A 24,492-nucleotide genomic window follows, 5' to 3' on the forward strand; every position below is an offset into this window, starting at 1 on the left:
GTCTCAGCCGGTGTACGGCTTGGCCTCGAGGATCTTCACCGAAGCCTTCTTGCCGTTGGGCAGCTCGTACTCCGCGTCCTCGCCGACCTTCTTGCCGTTCACGCCCGAGCCCAGCGGGGACTGCGGTGAGTACGTCTCGATGTCATCGCTCGCGTACTCGCGGGAGGCGAGCAGGAAGGTCGTCGTGTCGTCCTCGTCGCCGTCGAAGGCGATGGTCACGACCATGCCGGGGGCCACCACACCGGTCGCCGCCGGGGCCTCGCCGACCTTGGCGTTCTCCAGGAGCTGGGTCAGCTGGCGCACACGGAGCTCCTGCTTGCCCTGCTCCTCCTTGGCCGCGTGGTACCCGCCGTTCTCGCGCAGGTCGCCCTCCTCACGCGCTGCCGCGATCTTGGTGGCGATCTCGGTGCGCGCGGGACCAGACAGGTACTCCAGCTCGGCCTTCAGCTGGCTGTACGCCTCCTGGGTGAGCCAGGTGACGTTCTCGCTGGTCTGGGTCACAGGTGCTCCTCGTAGGTACTGGGAATACAAAGCATCGCCCTACCCAGAAGGATGTGCCTTCATGGATGGGCGAAACCACGAGCCTAACAATTTCGTGGCGGAAGGGGGAGGACGAAAGCTATCAGAATTACATCAGCGCAGGTCAGGGCCGATACCATCTCGGTGGCGCGCCGTCAGCGTGCGGTGCACTGCTCCAGCTCGGCGCTGGTTGCGCGCGCCCTGGTACGCACCGTCACGACCTGGTCGATCCGCTTCTCGCCCCGCTGGCCGACGACGACGTCGATACGGCCCACCTCACTGCCGTCCTCGGAGCGGGAGCGCAGCGTACAGGTGCCGGTGGCGTCCGCCTCCTTGCGCACCTCCAGATGCGCCTGGACCTCGGTGTCCGAGACAACCTTGAATTTGATCACTTCGGCGCTTATCTTCTGCCCGGCGATGTAGTCGTAACCGAACCAGCCGACCACTCCGAGCAGCACCACACCGAGGCCCGCGCCCACGATTTTGAGCATGCGGTCGGCGCGCTCGTCCGCCGAGCGGCCGTAACGGCCCTCCGGGAGCTGCTCGCGCACCGCGGTCATGATGGATCCTCTCCGGAACGGGCTGCCGGAATTTTCCGTCACCCGATTCGGTCACTATAGAAGCCTCCCGCCCGCCACCCGACCGCCGCCCCACATCGACGTCCCCGCGGGACGGCACCGGTTATTTCGCGACGAATCACTGAGGATCGAGTCTTGACTGAGCAGCTGCGACTGATGGCCGTTCACGCCCACCCCGACGACGAGTCGAGCAAGGGCGCGGCCACCATGGCCAAGTACGTATTCGAGGGGGTGGACGTGCTGGTCGTGACCTGCACGGGAGGCGAGCGCGGCTCCATCCTCAACCCGAAGCTCCAGGGGGACGCGTACATCGAGGAGCACATCCACGAAGTGCGCAAGAAAGAGATGGACGAGGCGCGCGAGATCCTCGGCGTCAAGCAGGAGTGGCTCGGCTTCGTCGACTCCGGCCTGCCCGAGGGCGATCCGCTGCCGCCGCTGCCCGAGGGCTGCTTCGCGCTGGAGGAGGTCGAGGCGGCGGCCGGCCGTCTGGTGAAGTCGATCCGCGCCTTCCGTCCGCAGGTCGTCACGACCTACGACGAGAACGGCGGGTACCCCCACCCCGACCACATCATGACCCACAAGATTTCGATGGTGGCCTTCGACGGTGCGAGTGACGCCGAGAAGTACCCGGAGTCCGAGTTCGGCCCCGTCTGGCAGCCGCAGAAGCTCTACTACAACCAGGGCTTCAACCGGCCGCGTACGGTCGCGCTGCACGAGGCGCTGCTGGAGCGCGGCATCGAGTCCCCGTACGGCGAGTGGCTGGAGCGCTGGAAGGAGTTCGTGCGCGCCGAGCGCACCCTGACCACGTACATTCCGTGCGCGGACTACTTCGAGATCCGCGACAAGGCGCTGATCGCGCACGCGACGCAGATCGACCCGGACGGCGGCTGGTTCCGCGTGCCGATGGAGATCCAGAAGAAGGTCTGGCCGACCGAGGAGTACGAGCTCGCCAAGTCCCTGGTCGATACTTCCCTCCCCGAGGACGACCTCTTCGCGGGCATCCGCGAGAATGCCTGATATGAGCGCAAGCGCAAACCTCGCACTGACGCATCTCGTCCCCCTCGCCAAGGAGGTCGACGACAACAAGGTCACCCCTGGTGTCCTCGGCTTCATCGTCTTCGCGGCGCTGGCCGTGGGCGTGTGGCTGCTGATGAAGTCGATGAACCGCCACATGGGAAGGGTCGACTTCGAGGAAGCCCCGGATCCGAAGGCGGACGCCCCCAAGGGGGGCAAGGGTAAGTCGGGGCCTGCCGCGGCGTGAGGTCGTGACGGGGTGGGGCGCCTGCGGCGGGTTCTGCCCCTACCCCGCCCTTTCCCGTAACGGGGGGCAAGCCCCCAGACCCTCCCCCCAGTACGCCCTCCGGGCGTAGGGGGAGTGTCCTCAATCGCCGGACGGGCTTGATTCCCGCCGGTCGGCCTGAAAATTCAGGCCGACCGGTGGAAAATCCAGCCCGTGGGGGTCCCCCCGGACGAAGTCTGGGGGGAGTTTGAGGCGTGGGGTCCGGGGCGGAGCCCCGGCGGAAGGCTACGTCGCCGCGGGCACCGGGACGCCCATCACCTCGCGTGCGTGGCGGTTCGGGACCATCCCCAGGTGCCAGGCCTGCCAGCCGTCCTCCAAGTGAACGCCCCGTTCCAGCATCACCGCCAGCGCCTCCGCGCAGTCCTCCAGCTTGCCGTCCCGCGACGCGTGCGTCGTCCCCATCAGCTGGGCCAGTTCCTCCTGGGCCACCACCGTGCCGACCTCGATACCGCCCGGCGATGCGAACGGCAGGAGCGTGCAGCGCAGGAATCTGGCCCAGTCGGCGCCCCGGTCGTCCTGGTACGAGGCGAACAGGGCCGCCGCCTCGTCGCACAGCGCCAGCGCCTGCCCCGGGCGGTTGTTGCCCGCGTCGATCAACGCCAGCTCCAGGCAGGTCCAGGCCTCGCCATGGGCAACGCCGATGCGACGGAAGTCGGCGCGGGCGTCCACCAGGAGCTGGCGGGCGAAGCCCGAGTTGCGCAGGTTGCCGGTCTGAGCCGCCCGCTGGTCCCGGGTGACACGGCCCGAGTGGTGGCGGGCGCAGGCCAGGCCGTACACGTCGCGCATCCGGGAGAACATCGTGCGGGCCCGCTCCAGCTCCCGTACCGCCTGGTCGCGGTCGCCGCGCTCCTCCAGCGCCTGGCCCAGGTAGTACAGCGTCCATGCCTCGCCGCGCGCGTCCTCGTTGTCGCGGTGGCGGGACAGTGCCTGGCCCAGCTGGTCCACCGCGGGGGCCGGGTCGCCGTCCACCAGCCTGGCCCGGGCCAACTGCGTCAGCGCCCAGGCCTCACCGCGTCCGTCGCGGGTGCGGCCGTACAGATCGAGGGCCGCGCGCAGCTCCGACTCGGCGCGCGGGACATCGCCCATCCGCAGGCACACCTGGCCCAGTTGGAAGTGCGTCCACGCCTCGCCGTGCAGCGACTCGCCCTCCCGGTGCAGGGTCAGCGCCGTCGCCAGCAGCGTCAGCGCCTCCGCGAGATTGGCCCGGTCGCGCTCCACCGCGGCCAGCGCGTGCAGCGACCACGCCCGGTCCTCGGCCTGCTCGTCGGAGGACTGGAGCTCGATCGCCTCGTGCAGCTTCGCCGCGGCCTCGGTCAGATTGCCCTGGTGGTGCAGGGTGATGCCGAGAGAGCAGAGCGCGAGTGCGGTGCCCGAGTCGTTCTGCGCCTCGCGGTAGAGACCGACGACGGACGACAGTGTCGTACGGGCCTTGTCGAGCTCGCCGAGCTGTCGGGCCGCGATGCCGGTACGCCAGCGCACGGAACGTTCAAGCAGGCCCTGGTCCACCGCCTGCGACAGCTCGCTGATCTCGCCGAGCCGGTACAGGTCGCCGCGCAGCAGGCAGTAGTCGCACAACGCGCCCAGCAGATTGAGCACAGTCTGCTGGTTGACGCCCTCCGCGTGCCGCAAGGCCGAGGTGATGAAGCTCGACTCGTCGTCCAGCCAGCGCAGCGCCGCGTCCAGCGAGGCGAAGCCGTGCGCGCCGAACTGGCCCGCGCGCGTGGACATCTTGCCGTCGACCATGCGGATCACGGCCCCGGCCAGGTCCGCGTAGTTCTGGATGAGCCGCTCCTGCGCGGCCGTACGCTCAGCGGCCTCCTCCTCGTCGAGGAGACGGGCCCGGGCGAAGGACCGTACGACGTCGTGCAGCCGGTAGCGGCTGGCCCGCACATGGTCGATCAGTCCCGCGTCGGCCAGGCCCCTGAGCAGCCGCTGCGCCTCCTGCTCGTCCGTGGCCAGCAGCGCTGCCGCCGCCGCCGCGCCCAGCGACGCCCGCCTGGCCAGCGCGAGCCGGCGCAGCAGCCGCCGCGCCTGCTCGGACTGGTCGGTGTAGCGCAGCCACAGCGCCCGCTCGACCGGGCCCACCGGACCGTACGCGCCGAGATCGGCCGCCAGCTGATGCGCGGTCCGCGGGCCCAGCGAGGAGCCGGCGATACGCAGCGCGAGCGGCAGCCCGCCGCACAGCTCCCGTACCTCGTCGGCCGATTGGGCGTCATACGGCCCGGACAGGGGCTCCTCGGCCGAGGCCCGCAGCAGCTCCTCCGCCCCCGCCGCGTCCAGGGCGTCGACCGGCAGCTGGTGCACCCACGCCGGAATGTCCGCCGGCAGGTCGAGCCGCTCGCGCGCGGTCACCAGCACCAGGCTGTCCGAACGCTCCGGCACCAGGGTGCGCACCTGCGCCGGGTCGCTCGCGTCGTCCAGCACCACCGTCACCGGCAGCCCGGTCAGATGCTGGTGGTACAGCTCGCCCAGCCGCCGCACCTGCTGATCGGCCGACGAACGCTCCCGGAACAGCAGCTGTTCGCGCGGTGCGCCCAGCCGGTTCAGCAGGTGCAGCAGCGCATCGCGCGTGGAGAGCGGATGCTCGCTGTCGCCGCGCAGATCGACCACGCACGCGCCGCGGAACTGATCCTTGAGATGGTGCGAGGCCCGCACGGCGAGGGTCGTGCGCCCCGATCCCGGCGCGCCGTACAGCACCACGACCGTCGGCCGGGTCTGCGTCGACGCGCGGGCGGCGTGCACCCACTGCGAAATCTGCGTCATCGCGTCCCGGCGGCCCGCGAACGGCCCCTCCGGCTCCGGCAGATGCCCGAAGGACTGCTCCAGCACCGACCGACTGCGCGCCGCCGCGCTCCGGTCCGCGCCGCGCAGCTGCGGCACCACGGTGGTCTTCTTCGCGGTACGGGTGGAGGAGACCAGCATCCGCTGCTGGTCCAGGAACGGGCGGATGCCCCGCACCTCCAGCGCCGTCAGCCACTGCAACCGCAGCTGCTCGGTCCCGCCCGGCTGCCCCAGCGCCCCGGCTCTGCGGTGGGCGGCCGGCCAGTGCGAGGCGGTCACCTTGGCGACGGTGGTCGCAGCCCCGGCGACGGCGACGACAGCCCCGGCGCCGAGCGCGGTACCTGTCGCCGTTCCCAGCGCGACGTCCGCACCGATCGCCGCGGCCGCGGCAATGGCCGTGACCAGAAAGGGAGTTGAGAAGTTCTGTCGGCTGAACTGCGCGGACAGCGGCTGCTGCCCGGCCTCCGCGTCCACCAGAGCCTGCTCGTACGCGGCGTACTCCTCGCCCGCATTCGCCGCCATGCTGTCCAGGGCGGCCCGAGCGCGTGCCAACAGCACGCCCGAGTCCGACCGCCCGCCCGAGCGCCGTACCTCTTCCTCCACGGCGCGTACCAACAGCCGCTCGGCTTCCGCCCGATGGCTGTCCCGCATATGGGTCCCCCTCCGAGAGCCTTCCGGTTCCGTTCCGGTTCCGGTCCCGTCTCCGGTTCCGGTTCCGTTCCGGCGACAAGTGTCCTGCGTGCGGCGCGTCAGCGCGAGAGAGTCTGACGATCATCCGCACCTGAGAGAGGATGGGACTATGCCGAACCGCCTCGCCCATGAGACTTCCCCCTACCTCCTCCAGCACGCCGACAACCCGGTCGACTGGTGGCCGTGGTCGGGCGAGGCCTTCGACGAGGCAAGCAGGCGCGGGGTACCCGTGCTGCTCAGCGTCGGCTATTCGAGTTGCCACTGGTGCCATGTTCTAGCGGTCGAAAGTTTCGAAGATGAACAAACTGCCGCCTTCATGAACGAGCACTTCGTCAACATCAAGGTCGACCGCGAGGAGCGGCCCGACGTCGACGCGGTCTATATGGAGGCCGTGCAGGCCGCCACCGGGCAGGGTGGCTGGCCCATGACCGTCTTCCTCACGGCGGACGGCGAGCCCTTCTACTTCGGTACGTACTTCCCGCCCGAGCCCCGGCACGGAATGGCCTCCTTCCGGCAGGTCCTCGAAGGGGTCGCGGCCGCCTGGGCCGACCGGCGGGACGAGGTCGACGAGGTCGCGGGGAAGATCGTCCGGGATCTGGCCGGGCGCTCGCTCGCGTACGGCGGTGAGGGAGTGCCGGGCGAGGAGGAGCTGGCGCAGGCGCTGCTCGGGCTGAGCAGGGAGTACGACGAGCGGCACGGCGGCTTCGGCGGCGCGCCGAAGTTCCCGCCGTCGATGGTCGTCGAGTTCCTGCTGCGGCACTACGCCCGGACCGGGGCCGAGGGTGCACTGGAGATGGCCGTGGAAACGTGTGGGGCGATGGCCCGCGGCGGGATGTACGACCAGCTCGGCGGCGGCTTCGCGCGGTACTCGGTGGACCGCGAGTGGGTGGTGCCGCACTTCGAGAAGATGCTCTACGACAACGCCCTGCTCTGCCGGGTGTACGCGCATCTGTGGCGGGCGACCGGTTCCGAGCTGGCCCGGCGGGTGGCGCTGGAGACCGCGGACTTCATGGTGCGGGAGCTGCGCACGGCCGAGGGAGGGTTCGCCTCGGCGCTCGACGCGGACAGCGCCGTCGGAGACGGATGGGGGCACCCCCAGGCCGAAGGCTCTGGGGGAGGTACGGGCAAGCATGTCGAAGGCGCGTTCTATGTGTGGACGCCGGAGCAGTTGCGCGAGGTGCTGGGGGACGAGGACGGGCGGCGGGCCGCCGAGCTGTTCGGGGTGACGGAGGAGGGCACATTCGAGGAGGGTGCCTCTGTCCTTCAACTCCCGGACGGGGAGGTCGAATCGTCGATCAGGGAGCGGCTGCTTGCGGCACGGGCGCAGCGGCCGCGACCCGAGCGGGACGACAAGGTGGTCGCCGCCTGGAACGGCCTCGCGATCGCGGCGCTCGCTGAGGTCGGCGCGTACTTTGAGCGGCCGGATCTCGTCGAGCGGGCCACCGAGGCCGCCGATCTGCTGGTGCGGCTGCACATGGACAGCGGGGCGCGCCTCGCCCGTACCTCCAAGGATGGCCAAGTCGGTGCGAATTCAGGGGTGTTGGAGGACTACGCGAATGTCGCGGAGGGTTTCCTGGCGCTCGCGGGCGTGACGGGCGAAGGCGTTTGGCTGGATTTCGCCGGCTTTCTGCTGGACATCGTCATCGACCAGTTCGTGGCCGAGGGCGGGGCGCTGTACGACACCGCGCACGACGCCGAGCGGCTGATCCGCCGCCCGCAGGACCCGACGGACAGCGCGACCCCGTCCGGCTGGACGGCGGCGGCCGGGGCGCTGCTTTCGTATGCAGCCCACACCGGCTCCGAGGCCCATCGCACCGCCGCGGAGGGCGCGTTGGGTGTGGTGAAGGCGCTCGGGCCGCGGGCGCCGCGTTTCATCGGCTGGGGGCTCGCGGTCGCGGAGGCGCTGCTGGACGGGCCGCGCGAGGTGGCGGTGGTCGGCCCTCAGGACGACGAGGCGACACGGGAGTTGCACCGTACGGCGCTATTGTCGCAGGCCCCGGGCGCGGTGGTCGCGGTCGGCGAACCGGACAGCGAGGAGTTCCCGCTGATTGGGGACCGCCCTCTGGTGGACGGCAGCCCCGCCGCGTACGTGTGCAAGCACTTCGTTTGTGACGCCCCTACCGCGGACGCATCCGCACTTGCCCGAAAACTCGCCAATTGACGGCTCAACTTCAGTTTTTATCAGGCAAGCACCGGACTTTAACCTTCCGCCTATAGGGTCCTCGGCACGAGGAGTGGCCGAGGGTGCGCACTGGGGAGTGCCGCACCGAGGCTGACAAAGGTGTGTCGCCGGCCAGGGGGGTCCTGGTGCCGGGGCGCAGGTCCAAGGGGGGACCTTTCGGTGCTCATATCGGTGTTCGTTGTTGCCATTTCCGTGGCGCTGTTCTGGATGGCGGCTTTCACGCTGTGGTGGCAAATGCATGCCTGGCGTACGCCCGAGATACTCGCGGCGACCCGGTTCGACCGGCCCGACGGCGGCGTCGGGCTCTCTTTCTCCCTGCTTCTGCCGGCCCGCCACGAGCAGGCCGTGCTCGAGCACACCATCGAGCGGCTGCTGGAATCCAGCCACTCCAACTTCGAGATCATCGTGATCGTCGGCCACGACGACCCGGAGACCGCGGCGGTCGCCGAGCGTTCGGCCGCGCGCGATCCGGTGCGGGTGCGGGTCATCACCGACACGCATGAGGTGAAGAACAAGCCCAAAGCCCTCAACACCGCGCTGCCGCACTGCCGCGGCGACATCGTGGGCGTCTTCGACGCCGAGGACCAGGTCCACCCCGAGCTGCTCGCCCACGTCGACCACGCCTTCACCTCCACCGGCGCGGACGTCGTCCAGGGCGGCGTACAGCTGATCAACTTCCACTCCAGCTGGTACAGCCTGCGCAACTGCCTGGAGTACTTCTTCTGGTTCCGCAGCCGCCTGCATCTGCACGCACAGAAGGGCTTCATCCCGCTCGGCGGCAACACCGTCTTCGTCCGTACGGCTGTGCTGCGCGAAGCGGACGGCTGGGACCCCAACTGCCTTGCCGAGGACTGTGACCTGGGCGTGCGGCTCTCGTCCGTCGGCAAGAAGGTCGTCGTCGCGTACGACAGCGACATGGTCACCCGCGAGGAGACCCCCGGCACGCTGATGAGCCTGCTCAAGCAGCGCACCCGCTGGAACCAGGGCTTCCTGCAGGTCTACCGGAAGAAGGACTGGAAACAGCTCCCGGGCTTCGGACAGCGGTGGCTCGCCCGCTACACCCTGATGACGCCATTCCTGCAGGCCTTCTCCGGCGTGATCATCCCGATCAACGTGGCCATCGCGCTCTTCCTCGACGTCCCTGTCGGGATCGCCATCGTGACCTTCCTGCCGCTGATCACGGCCATGGTCACGGTCGTCTTCGAGATCGTCGGACTGCACGACTTCGGCAAGCAGTACGGCCTTCGCGTCCGGACCGTCCACTACCTCAAGCTCATCGTCGGCGGCCCCTTCTACCAGGTCCTCCTGGCCGGCGCCGCGATACGCGCCGTCTGGCGGGAGCAGCGGGGACGCAACGAGTGGGAGCTGACCAGTCATGTCGGCGCGCATCTCACCGAGACCCGAGAGGACGCCCACCGGTGACCACAACCCTGCCTCCGGCTCCTGACACCGCCACTCCGGCCGCTGCCGCGAAGCCCCGGCCGACGGTGCCCGTTCATATCCGGCCCGTCATACGCTTCCGCAGCTCGCGGCCCGATCTGCTGCTGTGCTTCGGGCTGCTGGCCGTGATCCTGCTCGTCCAGGGCTGGAACATCACGCACTTCCCGACTCTCAGCGACGACGAAGGCACCTATCTCGCCCAGGCCTGGGCGGTCCAGCAGGGCGACGGGCTCGCGCACTACACGTACTGGTACGACCATCCGCCGCTCGGCTGGATCCAGATAGCCGCGCTCACCTGGATTCCGTCGCTGATCGCGCCCGAGACAATGACCGTGGCGACGATGCGGTTCGCGATGCTGCTGGTCAGCGCGGCGTGTGCGGTGCTGTTGTACGTGCTGGCGCGCCGGCTGTTCCTGCCGCGCTGGGCCGCCGGACTTGCCATGCTGCTCTTCGGGCTCTCCCCGCTCTCCGTGGTCCTGCAGCGCGAGATCTTCCTGGACAACATCGCGGTGATGTGGATGCTGCTGGCGTTCTGCCTGGCCGCGTCCCCCAGCCGCCATCTGTGGCACCACTTCGCCGCCGGGCTCGCCGCAGCGACCTCGGTGCTCACCAAAGAGACGATGCTGGTGGTGCTGCCCGCGCTGCTGGTGACGATGTGGCGGCACAGCCACCGGGACACCCGTAAGTTCGCGGTGACCGGCGCGATCACCGCATGTGCGCTGATCGGGCTCGCGTATCCGCTCTTCGCGCTGCTCAACAATGAACTGTTCCCCGGGCCCGGCCATGTGTCGCTGATCGACGGGATCACGTACCAGATGGGCCGCGAGGGCTCGGGCTCCATCTTCGATTCGGGCTCGGGCTCGCACGGCGTCTTCAGGTCCTGGCTCTACTACGACCGGGTACTGCCGCTCGGCGGACTCGCCGGGGCGGCTCTGCTGCTCGTGACCCTGCGCTGGTCGGTCACCGCCCGCGCGCTCGCCGGACCGGCGCTGGTGGTGGCGATCCTCGCGCTCGTAGCGATGAGGCCCTCCGGCTATCTGCCCGCGATGTACGTCATCCAGGCGCTGCCGTTCCTGGCGCTGGTGCTGGCGGGCGGCGCGGCGAGCGTGGCGCACGCGGTGCTGCGGCGGCGGCTGGAGGCTTCGCCCCCAGACCCCCACTCCCGCCAGGGCGCAGGGGGAGGGGTCCGGGGCGGAGCTCCGGCGGTACGGCGGACGGTCGCCGCCGCCCTCGCCCTTGCCGCCGCCGCATACGTCGTGCCGAGCTGGTACGCCGGAAACCGCGACGCCCTGACCGTAGACGCCAACGCCCCCTACCGGGCGGCCGCCTCCTGGATGCAGAACGAGGTCGCCGACCCCGCCTCCACCCGGGTCCTGGTCGACGACGCGCTCTGGCTGGACCTTGTGCACGACGGGTTCGAGCCCGGCACCGGCGCGATCTGGTTCTACAAGGCCGACCTCGACCCCGCGGTGACGAAGACGATGCCGCGCGGCTGGCGGGATCTCGACTATGTCGTCTCGTCGCCGACCGTCCGCCGCGACGCCGTCGACCTGCCCAACGTCAAGGCAGCACTTGAACATTCGAAGCCGGTCGCCGTCTTCGGCGACGGCGAGGACCGGATCGAGATCCGCCGGATCACCGGAGGCGAGCGATGACCACCACACCCCGTACGGGCGCCGAGGAACTCGGCGATCCGGAGCTCGGTGCCGCCCAGCTCGCCGAGCCCGGCGCTGTCACGGTCATCATCCCGACCTTCAACGAGTCCGAGAACATAAGGGAGTTGCTCCGCCAGCTCACCGAGTCAGTGCCGTCCCGGGTGCCCTGCGAGGTCGTCTTCGTCGACGACTCCACGGACGACACTCCGGATGTGATCCGCAGCGCCGCGCAGGACTGCCCGTTCCCGGTCGCCGTGTTGCACCGCGACGTCCCGACCGGCGGGCTCGGCGGCGCGGTCGTCGAGGGTCTGAGGGGCGCGGGCTCCGACTGGATCGTCGTCATGGACGCCGACCTCCAGCACCCGCCCGAGCTCGTGCCGGAACTCGTCGCGGCGGGGGAGCGGTCGGGCGCCGATCTCGTCGTCGCCAGCCGCTACATCCGCGGCGGCAGCCGCGCGGGCCTCGCCGGCGGCTACCGTATCGCCGTCTCGCGCGGGGCGACCTGGCTGACGAAGGCACTCTTCCCGCGCAGGCTGCGTGGCATCAGCGACCCGATGAGCGGCTTCTTCGCGATCCGGCGCAGCGCGGTGACGGCCGAGGCGCTGAAGCCGCTCGGATACAAGATCCTGCTGGAGCTGGCGGTGCGCTGCCGCCCCGAGACGGTCGCCGAGGTGCCGTTCGTCTTCCAGGAGAGGTTCGCCGGAGAGTCCAAGTCGACGGCGAAGGAAGGGATGCGCTTCCTGGGGCATCTCGTCGCGCTGCGTACGGCATCGCCGGCGGCCCGGATGGTGGCCTTCGGCCTGATCGGCCTCACCGGCTTTCTGCCGAACCTGCTCGGGCTGCATGTCCTGACCGCAGCCGGAATGCACTATCTGCCGGCCGAGATCGTCGCCAACCAGTTCGGCGTGATCTGGAACTTCCTCCTCATCGAGGTGCTGCTGTTCCGGGACCGCCGCAGGCACCGGCACTGGGCGGACCGGGTGGGCCGGTTCGCGCTGCTCGCCAACGCCGATCTGCTGCTGCGCATCCCGCTGATCGCGCTGTTCGTGGGCCGGATGGAGATGGCGGTGCTGCCCGCCACCACGCTGGCGCTGCTGACCACGTTCGTCCTGCGGTTCGCGGCGACGGAGGCGCTTGTCTATCTGCCGCGCAGTGGTGGGCGTCACCGGGACGAGGGAGGCGGCCGCAACAGCCGCGGCAGTCGAGGGAGCCGCAAGGAAAGGACCGTGTAATGCCGACCGAGTCAGCCACATCCGGGCCCTCGGGGCCAGAGACCGGCGCGTCCGAGCCGCGCATGCTGCGGATGCCGCGCGTCCGCGCTCCGCGCCGCATGCGAGCGGCGGCCGCCGCGCTGCGAAGCGGGAGACGCCGCACTGCGCCGCAAGGCGCGAGAAGCCGCGTCGCGCTGCAAGGCAGGAGACGCCGCGTCGCGCTGCAAAGCAGGAGACGCCGCGTCGCGCTGCTCGCCGTCGCCGCGCTCACCGGGGGGCTGCTGGTATCCGCCCCGCAGCAGGCTTCCGCCGGCCCGCCCAACCTGATCACCAATCCGGGCTTCGAGACGGCCGGCGTTGCCGACATGCCCGCCTGCTGGGAGAAGTCCGGCTGGGGCGACAACGACTTCACCTTCGAGACCGTCGCCGATGCCCACTCGGGCAGCAAGGCCATGAAGGTCTCGCTGAGCCGCCGGGTCGACGGCGACCGCAAGGCCCTGATCACCGAGGACGCGGTCTGCGCGCCCAAGGTGAAGCCGGACAGTCAGTACGACCTCTCCCTCTGGTACAAGAGCACCACCCCCGACACCGCCGTCACGCTCTTCCGGCACGACGTGACGGGCGGCTGGCAGTACTGGACGGACCTCAAGACCCTTCCGATGAGCGCTGGTTACGAGCGGGTCGAGGTCCGCACCCCGGCCGTCCCGCCCGGCACCGACCAGATCACCTGGGGCGTGTCCGTGTACGGCACGGGCTCGGTCACCACTGACGACTACGTCATGGAGGAAGTGACCGTACCCGCCCCCGACCCCGTCTGCACGGGGACGCCGGAGGAGTGCGCCAAGGGCCGCTGGGACGTCCTGCCGGTCCAGAACCCGGTGCGTTCCATGCATTCCGTGGTTCTGCACAACGGGAAGGTCCTGGTCATCGCGGGCTCCGGCAACGACGAGGCGCAGTTCCAGGCGGGCACCTTCACCTCCGCCGTCTATGACCCGGCCACCGGCGACTTCCGGACCATCCCCACCCCCGTGGACATGTTCTGCGCCGGCCATGTGCAGCTCCAGGACGGCAAGGTCCTGGTGATGAGCGGCAACAAGGGTTATCCGTCGGCCGACGGCACGATCGGCTACCAGGGGCTGAAGGACTCGTACATCTTCGACCCGGCGACCGAGACGTATACGAAGACGAACGACATGAACGGCGGCCACTGGTATCCGTCGGCGACGATCCTCGGCAACGGCGACGTCATCTCCTTCGGCGGTCTCAAGGAGGACTCGACGGGCAATGTGACGGCCGAGAAGTTCTCGGCGGCCCAGAACAAGTGGTTGCCGATGAACGAGGTCAACCAGACCTGGTCGTACTGGGGTCTGTATCCGTCGATGATCCTGATGCAGGACGGACGGCTCTTCTACTCCGGCAGCCATGTCTTCGGCAACGGCACCCAGGGCTCCGGCGCCTCCATCTACGACTACACCGCCAACACCATCACCGATGTGCCCGGTCTGCAGAACAAGGACCAGCGGGACGAGTCGGCGAGCGTGCTGCTGCCGCCCGCCCAGGACCAGCGGGTGCTGACGATCGGCGGCGGCAACAACGAGACCAACCCGGCCGCCAACCGCTTCACCGACATCATCGACCTCAAGGAGCCCAACCCGGTCTATACGCACGGTCCGTTGCTGCCGCAGGGCCAGGTCGACCAGGGGCAGGGCAAGCGGCCGCAGACCGGCGCCGAGGGCAAGATGTTCGTCTCTGCCGTGTTGCTGCCCGACGGGAAGGTCTTCGAGACGGGCGGCGGGCTGCACGACCGGGCCGACCCGGTGTACGAGGCGTCGTTCTTCGACCCGGCGACCAATACGTACGAGGAGGGTCTCGCGACGGACCCGATCCCGCGGACGTACCACTCCTCGGCCTTTCTGCTGCCGGACGGGCGGGTGATGGCGGTGGGCGACAACCCGGGCAACGGCACGTACAACCACAATGTGTCCGTCTACACGCCGCCGTATCTGCTCAAGGGCGCCAGGCCGGAGATCACTTCGGTGATCGACGGGCAGTGGACGTACGGCGACACCCAGCGGATCACGGTCGACCGGCCCATCGCCAAGGCGGAGTTGATCCGCCCGGCCGCGGTCACGCACTCCTCCGACCCCAACCAGCGGTTCCTGGATCTGCCGATGACGGTGGACGGCAACAACATCGACCTCAATGTCACCAGCAACCCCAATATGGCGCCGCCCGGCTGGTACATGCTCTTCGCGGTCGACGCGAACGGGATCCCGTCGGTGGCCGAGTGGGTGCATCTCGGGGGACCGGCGGCGATGGCGGCCGATGCCCCGTCCGCGCATGTCCATGATTTCGCGGACGCTCCGGCGAAGGCGCCGAAGAAGGCGCAGAAGAAGCGGAGTTCGGCGCCGGTGAGCCCGCAGATCGCGGGCTGCGACCGGCACTACGGCGCGGCCGGGGTCTGTGTCCCCACGGTGTTCCCACGGGAGGTGAAGGCGACGACGGCGGCGCGGTGCGGGTGGCTGGCGGCGCATGAGTACGGACGGCTGAAGGTGAACGGGAAGGACGACCCCTTGCGGCTCGACCCGAACAGGGACGGGGTTGCGTGCGGGAAGGGAGACGGGGCGAGGTAGCCCCGGGCGGATCGGGCACGCCCTTCGGGGCGTGCCCGAGGGGTCCGGGACGGAGCCCCGAATTCAGCCTCGTGGGGGTCCCCCCGGACGAAGTCCGGGGGAGTTTGAGGCGCGGGGCCCGGGACGGAGCCCCGGGTCAGAGCTTCAGCCCGCCCCGCATCGTCGTCAGCGCGCGGTCCACCAGCTCGACCAGATCGTCCTGGTGGTCCCGCGCCGCCCAGTACAGCATCACCTCGCGCAGCGCCCCGAGCACCGCCGCGGTGAAGACCCGTACGTCCAGGTCGTCGTGGTCCCGGCCGGTGCGGTCGGCGAGTGCGTGGACCAGCAGCTCGGACGTGGTGTCCATGGCCTCGGTCATCCTGGCCCGGACCGCCGGGACCTCCACCAGCAGCTTGCTGCGCTGCATGACCTCCTCGCGCTCGGCCTGGACGAAGGTCGACAGGCGGTGCGTGATCACATGCCGGATCGAGTCCAGCGGGTCCTCGTCGGCCGGACGCGCCCGCAGTTCCGCTTCCATGACCGGGTCGTATTCGTCGGTGAGAACGATGTCTTCCTTGGTCGGGAAGTAGCGGAAGACCGTGGACGGGGAGACCTCCGCGGCCTCCGCGATCTGCTCGATGGTGGTCGCCTCGTACCCCTGCTCCGAGATGAGCCGGTACGTCGCCCGGCGGATCGCGATCCGCGTCTTGAGTTTCTTGCGCTCGCGCAGGCCGAGCTGTGGCTGCGCTTCGGCGGGGGAATCGCGCGCGGGGCTACGTGTGGTGGCGGCCATGTCCGTCATTGTCCTGCATTGCGGCGGCGAGACATGGCGGCCAACCCGAGAGCCAATGTCAAATGACCGCAACTCTCAAAAGATGTCATGAGTGCTGGTAGGCGACCAGCGAGATGCCCACGTAGTGCACGATGAACGCCGCGAGCGTGAGCGAGTGGAAGACCTCGTGGAAGCCGAACCACCGCGGTGACGGATTCGGTCGCTTCATTCCGTAGATCACGCCGCCCGCGCTGTAGAGCAGCCCGCCGACGATCACGCAGACGAGCACCGCGATCCCGCCGGCGCGCATGAAGTCGGGCAGGAAGAAGACCGCCGCCCAGCCCATCGCGATGTAGCAGGGCGTGTAGAGCCAGCGCGGGGCGCCGACCCAGAAGACCCGGAAACCGATGCCCGCCACGGCCGCGGCCCAGACTGCCCACAGCAGTGCCTGCCCGGAGGAATCGGGGAGCAGCAGCATCGTCAGCGGGGTGTACGTGCCCGCGATGATCAGGAAGATATTGGCGTGGTCGAGCCTGCGCAGCACGGCTTCGCCGCGCGGGCCCCAGTTGCCGCGGTGGTAGAGGGCGCTCACGCCGAAGAGCAGGCACGCGGTGAAGACGTAGATCGCGCAGGCCACCCGGGCCCGCGTGGAATCGGCGAGTGCCGTGAGCACCAGTCCCGCGACCAGGACGGCGGGAAACATCCCCGCATGCAGCCAGCCGCGCAGCCTCGGCTTCACAGGGAGTGGCTCTATGTCGGTCACTTCGGGCGCGGCAGCATTCATGACGAGGATGGTACCTACGCAACCGTAGGTAACAGATGGGCCCGTGCCCCCTCGCCGAGTCATTCCTGCTGGCCTGCCCGAGCGGCCTTCAAGATGCGGATCGGGCTTCGAGTGGCGATGCTCACGTGAGAGGTCCTCTGGACATATGCGCATACTGCACGGATGATCAGATGAGTGCGGTCGGCACCGGATGAGCGCCAAGAAGCAACAAAGGGACCGAAGCATCCGGGTCGCAGCCCCCACGGGGCAACAACCTTCGAACCCCTCACTTAGGAGCGATCGTGGCGCGCGACATCGCGGCTCCCAGCACCGTCCCCACCAACCACCAGGAGCTCGTCTCCTGGGTCGACGAGATCGCAGCAATCACGCAGCCGGACAGCGTCGTCTGGTGTGACGGATCCGAAGCCGAGTACGAGCGCCTGTGTGAGGAGCTCGTCGCCAAGGGCACCTTCAAAAAGCTGGACCCGATCAAGCGACCGAACTCCTACTACGCCGCGTCCGACCCGAGCGACGTCGCCCGCGTCGAGGACCGCACCTTCATCTGCTCCGAGAAGGAGGAGGACGCGGGCCCGACGAACCACTGGAAGGCCCCGGCCGAGATGAAGGACATCTTCGCCGGTGAGGAGGGCATCTTCCGCGGCTCGATGCGTGGCCGGACCATGTACGTGGTGCCGTTCTGCATGGGTCCGCTGGGCTCGCCGCTGTCCGCCATCGGCGTCGAGATCACCGACTCCGCCTACGTCGCCGTCTCCATGCGCACCATGACCCGCATGGGACAGCCCGTCCTCGAGGAGCTCGGCTCGGACGGCTTCTTCGTCAAGGCCGTGCACACCCTCGGTGCCCCGCTGGAGCCGGGCCAGAAGGATGTCCCCTGGCCCTGCAACACGACCAAGTACATCTCGCACTTCCCCGAGACCCGCGAGATCTGGTCGTACGGATCGGGCTACGGCGGCAACGCTCTGCTCGGCAAGAAGTGCTACGCCCTGCGCATCGCGTCCGTCATGGCGCGCGACGAGGGCTGGCTCGCCGAGCACATGCTGATCCTCAAGCTCACCCCGCCGCAGGGCGAGTCCAAGTACGTCGCCGCCGCCTTCCCGAGCGCCTGCGGCAAGACCAACCTCGCCATGCTGGAGCCCACCATCTCCGGCTGGACCGTGGAGACCATCGGCGACGACATCGCCTGGATGCGGTTCGGCGAGGACGGCCGGCTGTACGCGATCAACCCCGAGGCCGGTTTCTTCGGCGTAGCGCCCGGCACCGGTGAGCACACCAACGCCAACGCCATGAAGACCCTGTGGGGCAACGCCGTCTTCACCAATGTCGCGCTCACCGACGACAACGACATCTGGTGGGAGGGCATGACCGAGGAGGCCCCGGCCCACCTCACGGACTGGAAGGGCAACGACTGGACGCCCGCGTCCGAGACCCCGGCGGCCCACCCCAACGCCCGCTTCACCGTGCCCGCCTCGCAGTGCCCGATCGCCGCGCCCGAGTGGGAGGACCCCAAGGGGGTGCCGATCTCTGCGATCCTCTTCGGCGGCCGCCGCGCCAGCGCCGTTCCGCTGGTGACGGAGTCCTTCAACTGGCAGCACGGTGTCTTCCTCGGCGCGAACGTCGCCTCCGAGAAGACCGCGGCGGCCGAGGGCAAGGTCGGCGAGCTGCGTCGCGACCCGTTCGCGATGCTGCCGTTCTGCGGCTACAACATGGGCGACTACATGGCCCACTGGATCAAGGTCGGGCAGCAGGCCGACGCGTCGAAGCTGCCGAAGATCTACTACGTGAACTGGTTCCGCAAGAACGACGCGGGCAAGTTCGTCTGGCCGGGCTTCGGCGAGAACAGCCGCGTGCTCAAGTGGATCGTGGAGCGCCTGGCGGGCAAGGCCGAGGGCGTCGAGACGCCGATCGGCATCCTGCCGACGCGTGAGGCCCTCGACACGAACGGCCTCGATCTGCCCGAGGAGGACCTCGACTTCCTGCTCAAGGTCGACAACGAGGTCTGGCGCGAGGAGGCCGCGCTGGTCCCCGACCACCTCAACACCTTCGGCGACCACACGCCGAAGGAGCTGTGGGACGAGTACCGCGCGCTGGTCGCCCGGCTCGGCTGACGCTCGTACTGAATCGTCGCGGCGGGCCAACTCGACATCCGCCCTGACCTGTGGGGTCACGCAGGTCCGCCGCGTCCCGGCCCCCGGACCCCCTCACGGCTCCGGGGGCCGGACCTTTCCATGAGGCGTGCTCGCGGAATTCAACATTCCAGCCGGAGTCGGATGCATGGCAGATGAAAGGGTGTTCCCGGAAAGCACCCGGAATCAGCCACTCCGACCCGGGCGATGGTCGCCGTCGGCTACTCCGGGCCGGAAATGCCTAGGCACCGCACATGGATTCCTGGACCACAACTCCGTTGTCGGCCAAATGGCGTTCTGGGCCGTCCTCAGCGCATGAGTCTTGTCACAAGCGACCCACCCGTTCAGGAACGTAAGCTCTCCAGGCTCGTGTGAAGGTCGTGTAAGGGCTGGGGTGGGGTTGTGAGTATTGAGGATGTGGTGCCACCGTGCGCGCCACTGGAACGCGCCGACACTATTCGGCGCGAGCCGGCGCCGGCGGGCTTATGGGGAAAGAACTACCGAGTCGGATACTGGATCGCCTGGCTGGCGGTTCTCGGATTTCTCATCACGGCTGCCGTAGCGTTCTTCGGTGACTCGGCCGCGTCGGCCGCCGGCACCTGCGGCGGCGGTGGCGGTGGCGAGTCGGACTACAACGGCGACGGCCTGAGGGACACGGCGATCGCAGATCCGGACGCGACGATCGGCGGCAAGGCCGGATCCGGAGCGGTCACGGTGATCTACGGCGGCACGACGGCCACAAGCGTGCAGATCCAGCAGGACCTGGCGTGGGTGCCCGGTGATGCGGAGGGCAAGGCGCAGTTCGGCCGGTCACTGGCCCACGGCGACTTCAACGCGGACGGCTGCAGCGACCTGGTGGTCGGCACGCCGTACAAGGACGTCGGCACGGCCCGCGACTCGGGCTCCGTGTATGTGCTGTTCGGTGCCGCGGGCGGACTGGGCACCGGCCAGGCATCGGTGACGTACGACCAGACCGGGGTGACGGCTTCTCAGGGCCCGGAGGCGGGAGACCTGTTCGGCTTCGCGCTGACCGGCGGGACCACGTCGACAGCGCTGCCGTTCCTGGTGATCGGCTCCCCGGGAGAGGACACCACGGCCGGCGCGGACGCGGGATTGATCCACTACATCAGCGGCAAGCCGCTGACGAACGTTGTCGTCTCCCAGGACAGCACCGGCGTGTGGGAGACCTCCGAGGCCAACGACCGTTTCGGGGCCTCGCTCGCCTCGACGGACCGCTACTTCACGGTGGGCTCGCCGGGTGAGTCGATATCCACCGCCGCCTTCGCGGGCGCCATCCATGTCTTTCGTCCGTCGCTGAACACCAGTGGCCTCCCCGACCCGGTATTCGGCCTCGGTCAGACGCCGGACGCGCCGGCCGGAACCGACAAGGACCTGTCGGCCGAGCCGTACGACCGCTTCGGCACCTCCCTGGCGATGGCACCGCACCGAATCTCCTCGGAGGCCTCGGCACTGGGCGCCGTACTCGTGGTGGGCGTGCCCGGCGAGGACATCGGCACCTTGACCGACGCCGGCCGCGTCGCGCTGTACCGCCTCAACCCCGACAAGACGGTGACGCGGACCCTGGAGAACCTGAACCAGGGCCTCACCGAAGTGGAGGGCGACCCCGCCGCAGGCGACTTCTTCGGGCAGCAGGTGGCCGTGGTCAACACCGCGCCGGCGCAGGTTGCCACGGCAGCCACGGTGAAGGTGGCCGTGGGCGTCCCCGGCAAGGAGGCCTCGGCCACGGCCGAGCACCTTGACAAGGGCGGAGTGCAGATCCTGCCCTTCGACGCCAACCCCGGTCCCACCGACGCGTGGCTCGATCCTGGCTGGGGCATCCCGGGCGTACCCGAGCACCAGATGTATGCCGGCGCCAGCCTGGCAGCGACGCCGCAGGCGCTGCTGGTCGGCGTCGTGAACCCGTCCGGTGACACACCGGGTTCGGTGTACGCCTTCGACTGGACGGTCGTCAGTGGCGGTGCTCCGACACGGACCTTCGCGCCCGGCCAGGACGGCCTGCCGGCCGGCGGCACAGCATTCGGCGCGGTGATCCGGTGATGGAAGGGAGTAGAGGGAGACGCGAGCACGTGCCCATGACCAGGTCAGGCGCGCGAGGGCGAAGAGGCCGCGCGGCGCTGGTGACCGGCGCGCTGACGGCGATGCTCGCCGCCGGTACGTACGCGCTGCCGGACACCGCCGAGGACGCGGCCGCCGAAGCGGCCGACGCGTACACGAAGGCTGTCACCGTGGCGGCCGAGACGGGTCACGCCCAGACCGAGCAGGTGGCCCTGGCCGCAGCCAGGCGGACTGGCAAGAGAGTTGAGGTCACGGGCCTGCGCCAGGAGCGGCGCGATGTGTTCGCCAACCCCAGGGGGACGTTCACCGCGCAGGAGTACACCCAGCCGGTCCGTACGCTCAAGCCCGGCGGCTGGGCACCGGTCGACGACACGCTGGTCAAGCGGCCGGACGGCGGCCTTTCACCGAAGGCGGCCACCGTCGGACTGGAGTTCTCGGGCGGCGGCGAAGGCCCGTTCGCCACGATGAGCCGAGCCGGCCGGGAGTACTCGCTGACCTGGCCGGGTGGAAAGCTGCCCGCCCCGAAGGTGGAGGGCAACACCGCCCGCTACGAGGAAGTGCTGCCGGGTGTGGACCTGGCCGTACGTGCCGAGATCGAAGGATTCGGTCACTACTTCGTCGTCAAGAACGCCGAGGCCGCCGCCAATCCCGAGCTGACCCGGATCGAACTCGGCCTGTCCGCCAAGGGGCTGAAGATCGAGAAGGACCCCGGCGGAGGTATGCGCGCCGTGGACGCGGCGGTCGGCGGCACCGTCTTCGAGGCAGCCAAGGCCGTGATGTGGGACTCGGCCCCGAGCCCCTCGGCGAAGACCACCCAGCCGGCCAAGGGCGCCGCCCGGTCGGCCGGTTCCGGCGCCCGCGCGACGGGAAGCACGGCTGGACCCACGGCTGGACCCGCGGCGCCCAAGGCCGCCCTGCAGGCAGTCGACGGCGGCCGGAAGGCATCCGTGGGCCTCACCGTCTCCAAGAACCGCCTCATCCTGACCCCGGACACCAAGCTGCTGCGCGGCAAGGACACGGTCTACCCCGTCGTGGTCGACCCGATTCCGCGCACCATCCACCGCTCCGCGTGGACGGGCATCATGTCCGGCATGCCGGGCGAGCAGGACTGGGCGTACTCGGGCAGCGCCGGCATGGGCAAGTGCCCCATCAACTACAACCCGACCACCTGCGCCGGCATCGGTGTACGGCGTCTGCTCTTCACGTTCCCGCTGTCCGCCTACAAGGGCAAGCAGATCCTCAGCGCCCAGTTCTCGGCCCGCGTGGAGCATGTGTACTGGGCCGACGCCAAGGCCGAACCCGTCGACCTCTACCGCATCGGCGGCAAGAACTACACGGTCACCAAGGCCAGCAGCTGGGGCAATACCAAGGACGACTGGTCGGACTATCTGGCCACGATGGACACGAAGATCTCGCCCACGACCTGCGGCGGCAGCGCCAACCTCAACATCAAGAACGGCGAGCTGCTCACCGAGGTCAAGGCGGCCACGGCCGACAGCTGGTCCAGCATGTCCCTCGGGCTGCGGGCCAAGGACGAGTCCGACTACCCCGGCTGGAAGCGGATCTGCGGCAACACCTTTCTGAAGATCGAGTACAACACCCCGCCCCGGCAGGTCGACTACAAGCTGATGTCGACCAACCCCGGCGGCGTGTGCAACTGGGATCCCGCGACCCGCAAGTACACCGATGTGCTGCCGCAGTTGCGCGCCGAGGCGCGCGACCCGGACCACGGCTCCGCGTACGCGGACCAGGTGAAGATGCAGTTCCAGGTGTTCTACAACGACGCCAACGGTGTCGAGCAGAACTACCTCGCGGAGACCGGCTACAAGTCGCCCAACGCGGGCACCGTATTCACCCACACCGTGACCCAGCCCGCCGGTAAACCCACGATCCCCGCGAGCACCCTGATCACCTGGCAGGCCCGGGCCTTCGACGGTGACGCCTGGGGCCCATGGAGTTCCGATGGCACCCCGCAGCGCTGCGCCATCATGCGCGACGCGGCCCGGCCCAAGGCGCCCAAGGTCGGCTCGCCCGAGTACCCGGACGACGACATGTGGCACCACGGCATCGGTACGGTCGGCAAGTTCACCTTCACCGCGTCCGACAAGGACGTGAAGGAGTATCGGTACGTCTTCGACGGCGAGGCCAGGAAGACGGTCACCGTCACTGGTGGCGCACCGGCCACCGTGACCTGGAATCCTCCCCGGGCCGGACGTCACTGGGTGACCGTCGAGGCCTATGACGGCGCCAACAACTCCAGTGTTCCCGCCCACCACGAGTTCCTGGTCACCGACGGCAAGCAGGCCGCGGGCCAGTGGAATCTGGACGACCAGCAGGGCAGCGAACTGGCCCAGGACAGCTCCGACAGCGGAAACCACCCGGGCCGCCCGGGCACCGGAGTCACCTTCGGGGCCGAAGGACCGGGCGGGGTGGCCGACGGCGCCGCGCACTTCGACGGCACCAAGAACGCCTACCTCGACTCGTGGGGCACGGTGATGGACACCGGCCGGAGCTTCTCCGTCAGCGCCTGGGTCAAGCCCACGGCCCTGACCAGGGACATGGCCGTCATCAGCCAGGACAGCACCGGTGAGCCGGGATTCGTGCTCGGATACGACGCCACGGACAAGGCCTGGTCGTTCTCCACGCCCGACATGGACGTCGATGCCATGACCAGCTGGAAGGCTGTCGCGCCCGCAGCCACGTACCCGGTCAAGGTCAACGAGTGGGTGCTGCTCACCGGTGTCTACGACGCCTACGCCACCGCCGGTCCCGAACTGCGGCTCTACGTCAACGACAAGGAGGCGGCCAAGACCGCGCGCCACACCGCCTGGTCCTCGATCCGCAGCCTGCAGATCGGCCGGGTCCTCGCCAAGCACGGCTACCGCGACAACTTCGAGGGCGACCTCGCGGAAGTACGTGCGTACGACCGGGTGCTGCCGCAGAGCCAGATCGCCCAGATCATCACGGTCAAGCCGCAGCGCAAGGGCTACTGGCCGCTGGAGGCCGTCGGCGCCGACGGCAACTCCGCCAATGTCCAGGCCGGCGGCCAGCCGCTGGCGCTGCACGGCGCGACCATCTACAAGCCCGCGGACGAGTTCGACGACGCGGCGCTGGTCGACGGCGGCAGCCTGGCCCTGGACGGTACCGACGACTGGGCCGGGACGGCCACCCCCGTCGTGACCGGCGCGGACAGCTACACCGTCGCCGTACGAGCCAAGCTCACCACCCCGGACGCGGAGAAGTCGCAGACGGTGCTCTCCCTGCCGGGCCGGAACGCGGACCGGATCACGGTGCGCTTCCAGGCCGCCACCAAGCAGTGGGAGCTCGCGCTGACCGATGCGGACAGCGGTACGGCGAAGGTCACCACGGTGACCGATGCCGATGCCGTACCCGGGGTCTCGCTGTCGGGAACCCACCTTGCGGTGGTCTACGACGCGGTCACCCACCAGGTGGATCTGTACGTCGACGGCCAGCCGGTCGCCACGGCGTCGGACAACGAAGAGCACTTCTTCGACCACACCACCTGGGCCTCCAGCGGTGGCCTCCAGGTCGGGCGCTCCGCGCTGTCCGGCGGCGGCGAGTACTTCGCCGGCTCGATCGACGAGGTGCGTGTGTACGCGGGCGCGGCGGACGCGACCGCGGTCGGCCGGATGAACCAGCTGACCGGCGACCCGGACCTGTAGGGAACGCAGTCGGTGCCCGTACGCGGCCGTCGATGACGACGGCCGCGTACGGGCAGTCCGCATTGGCCTTCGCCTCGTTCCACCTC

15 protein-coding genes are annotated in these 24,492 nt (G+C 69.3%); 10 read left to right on the forward strand and 5 right to left on the reverse strand.

The annotated features are described in order from the left end of the window. Window positions 1-3: 3 nt before the first annotated feature. Both greA and ACH492_RS06420 read right to left on the reverse strand, forming a co-directional pair. Complete coding sequence (gene greA, locus ACH492_RS06415) at window positions 4-501, reverse strand: transcription elongation factor GreA (protein WP_356226719.1); 498 nt, start codon at window positions 499-501, stop codon at window positions 4-6. 173 nt (window positions 502-674) lie between these two features. Beyond that, complete coding sequence (locus ACH492_RS06420; RefSeq protein ID WP_398983447.1) at window positions 675-1,079, reverse strand: DUF4307 domain-containing protein; 405 nt, start codon at window positions 1,077-1,079, stop codon at window positions 675-677. A 153-nt stretch (window positions 1,080-1,232) separates the two neighbouring features. Here ACH492_RS06420 and mca point away from each other — a divergent pair, with 153 nt between their 5' ends. Then, complete coding sequence (gene mca / locus ACH492_RS06425; protein WP_398983449.1) at window positions 1,233-2,114, forward strand: mycothiol conjugate amidase Mca; 882 nt, start codon at window positions 1,233-1,235, stop codon at window positions 2,112-2,114. Next, a complete protein-coding gene (locus tag ACH492_RS06430) occupies window positions 2,107-2,358 on the forward strand; it encodes a hypothetical protein (RefSeq protein ID WP_398983451.1) in 252 nt (83 codons plus the stop codon). Before mca ends, ACH492_RS06430 begins: the two co-directional genes overlap by 8 nt. 264 nt (window positions 2,359-2,622) lie before the next feature. On the opposite strand, the gene ACH492_RS06435 is transcribed toward ACH492_RS06430, so the two are convergent. After that, complete coding sequence (locus tag ACH492_RS06435) at window positions 2,623-5,829, reverse strand: tetratricopeptide repeat protein (RefSeq protein WP_398983453.1); 3,207 nt, start codon at window positions 5,827-5,829, stop codon at window positions 2,623-2,625. 148 nt (window positions 5,830-5,977) lie between these two features. Between ACH492_RS06435 and ACH492_RS06440 the strand changes: the two genes are divergently transcribed. The 5 genes from ACH492_RS06440 to ACH492_RS06460 all read left to right on the forward strand — a co-directional run bounded on the left by ACH492_RS06440 (window position 5,978) and on the right by ACH492_RS06460 (window position 14,989). Beyond that, window positions 5,978-8,029, forward strand: coding sequence for a thioredoxin domain-containing protein (locus ACH492_RS06440; RefSeq protein ID WP_398983455.1), 2,052 nt, complete (start codon window positions 5,978-5,980; stop codon window positions 8,027-8,029). Between the two features lie 180 nt (window positions 8,030-8,209). Further along, window positions 8,210-9,472, forward strand: a complete 1,263-nt coding sequence (locus ACH492_RS06445) for a glycosyltransferase (protein ID WP_398983457.1) — start codon at window positions 8,210-8,212, stop codon at window positions 9,470-9,472. After that, window positions 9,469-11,145, forward strand: coding sequence for an ArnT family glycosyltransferase (locus ACH492_RS06450; RefSeq protein ID WP_398983459.1), 1,677 nt, complete (start codon window positions 9,469-9,471; stop codon window positions 11,143-11,145). The genes ACH492_RS06445 and ACH492_RS06450 overlap by 4 nt, the downstream gene beginning before the upstream one ends. Further along, window positions 11,142-12,377, forward strand: coding sequence for a glycosyltransferase (locus ACH492_RS06455; RefSeq protein WP_398983461.1), 1,236 nt, complete (start codon window positions 11,142-11,144; stop codon window positions 12,375-12,377). Before ACH492_RS06450 ends, ACH492_RS06455 begins: the two co-directional genes overlap by 4 nt. Further along, entirely contained in the window at window positions 12,377-14,989 is a 2,613-nt protein-coding gene (locus ACH492_RS06460; RefSeq protein ID WP_398983463.1) for a galactose oxidase-like domain-containing protein, read from the forward strand. Before ACH492_RS06455 ends, ACH492_RS06460 begins: the two co-directional genes overlap by 1 nt. Before the next feature lie 136 nt (window positions 14,990-15,125). On the opposite strand, the gene ACH492_RS06465 is transcribed toward ACH492_RS06460, so the two are convergent. Next, complete coding sequence (locus ACH492_RS06465; RefSeq protein WP_398983465.1) at window positions 15,126-15,761, reverse strand: TetR/AcrR family transcriptional regulator; 636 nt, start codon at window positions 15,759-15,761, stop codon at window positions 15,126-15,128. An 85-nt stretch (window positions 15,762-15,846) separates the two neighbouring features. Then, entirely contained in the window at window positions 15,847-16,524 is a 678-nt protein-coding gene (locus tag ACH492_RS06470) for a hemolysin III family protein (RefSeq protein WP_398983467.1), read from the reverse strand. 281 nt (window positions 16,525-16,805) lie between these two features. Here ACH492_RS06470 and ACH492_RS06475 point away from each other — a divergent pair, with 281 nt between their 5' ends. The 3 genes from ACH492_RS06475 to ACH492_RS06485 all read left to right on the forward strand — a co-directional run bounded on the left by ACH492_RS06475 (window position 16,806) and on the right by ACH492_RS06485 (window position 24,406). Next, the gene (locus ACH492_RS06475) at window positions 16,806-18,629 is read left to right on the forward strand and encodes a phosphoenolpyruvate carboxykinase (GTP) (protein ID WP_398983469.1); all 1,824 of its coding nucleotides are present in this window, start codon (window positions 16,806-16,808) and stop codon (window positions 18,627-18,629) included. A 420-nt stretch (window positions 18,630-19,049) separates the two neighbouring features. Then, window positions 19,050-20,705 (forward strand): FG-GAP repeat protein, encoded by a 1,656-nt coding sequence (locus ACH492_RS06480; RefSeq protein ID WP_398983471.1) that lies wholly within the window; start codon window positions 19,050-19,052, stop codon window positions 20,703-20,705. Window positions 20,706-20,740: 35 nt separating this feature from the next. After that, window positions 20,741-24,406: a LamG domain-containing protein gene (locus ACH492_RS06485; protein WP_398983473.1), complete on the forward strand. Its 3,666-nt coding sequence runs from the start codon at window positions 20,741-20,743 to the stop codon at window positions 24,404-24,406. Window positions 24,407-24,492 lie beyond the last annotated feature (86 nt).

This window comes from Streptomyces sp. NPDC019443, from assembly GCF_044389785.1.
Classification (GTDB): Bacteria; Actinomycetota; Actinomycetes; order Streptomycetales; family Streptomycetaceae; genus Streptomyces.

What these genes read in the sequence shown, in the direction of transcription:
- ACH492_RS06420 (WP_398983447.1), bottom strand. Translation starts at nt 1,079, where the DNA reads ATGACCGCGGTGCGCGAGCAGCTCCCGGAGGGCCGTTACGGCCGCTCG.
- ACH492_RS06430 (WP_398983451.1), top strand. Translation starts at nt 2,107, where the DNA reads ATGCCTGATATGAGCGCAAGCGCAAACCTCGCACTGACGCATCTCGTC.
- ACH492_RS06435 (WP_398983453.1), bottom strand. Translation starts at nt 5,829, where the DNA reads ATGCGGGACAGCCATCGGGCGGAAGCCGAGCGGCTGTTGGTACGCGCC.
- ACH492_RS06440 (WP_398983455.1), top strand. Translation starts at nt 5,978, where the DNA reads ATGCCGAACCGCCTCGCCCATGAGACTTCCCCCTACCTCCTCCAGCAC.
- ACH492_RS06455 (WP_398983461.1), top strand. Translation starts at nt 11,142, where the DNA reads ATGACCACCACACCCCGTACGGGCGCCGAGGAACTCGGCGATCCGGAG.
- ACH492_RS06460 (WP_398983463.1), top strand. Translation starts at nt 12,377, where the DNA reads ATGCCGACCGAGTCAGCCACATCCGGGCCCTCGGGGCCAGAGACCGGC.
- ACH492_RS06465 (WP_398983465.1), bottom strand. Translation starts at nt 15,761, where the DNA reads ATGGCCGCCACCACACGTAGCCCCGCGCGCGATTCCCCCGCCGAAGCG.
- ACH492_RS06470 (WP_398983467.1), bottom strand. Translation starts at nt 16,524, where the DNA reads ATGAATGCTGCCGCGCCCGAAGTGACCGACATAGAGCCACTCCCTGTG.
- ACH492_RS06485 (WP_398983473.1), top strand. Translation starts at nt 20,741, where the DNA reads ATGACCAGGTCAGGCGCGCGAGGGCGAAGAGGCCGCGCGGCGCTGGTG.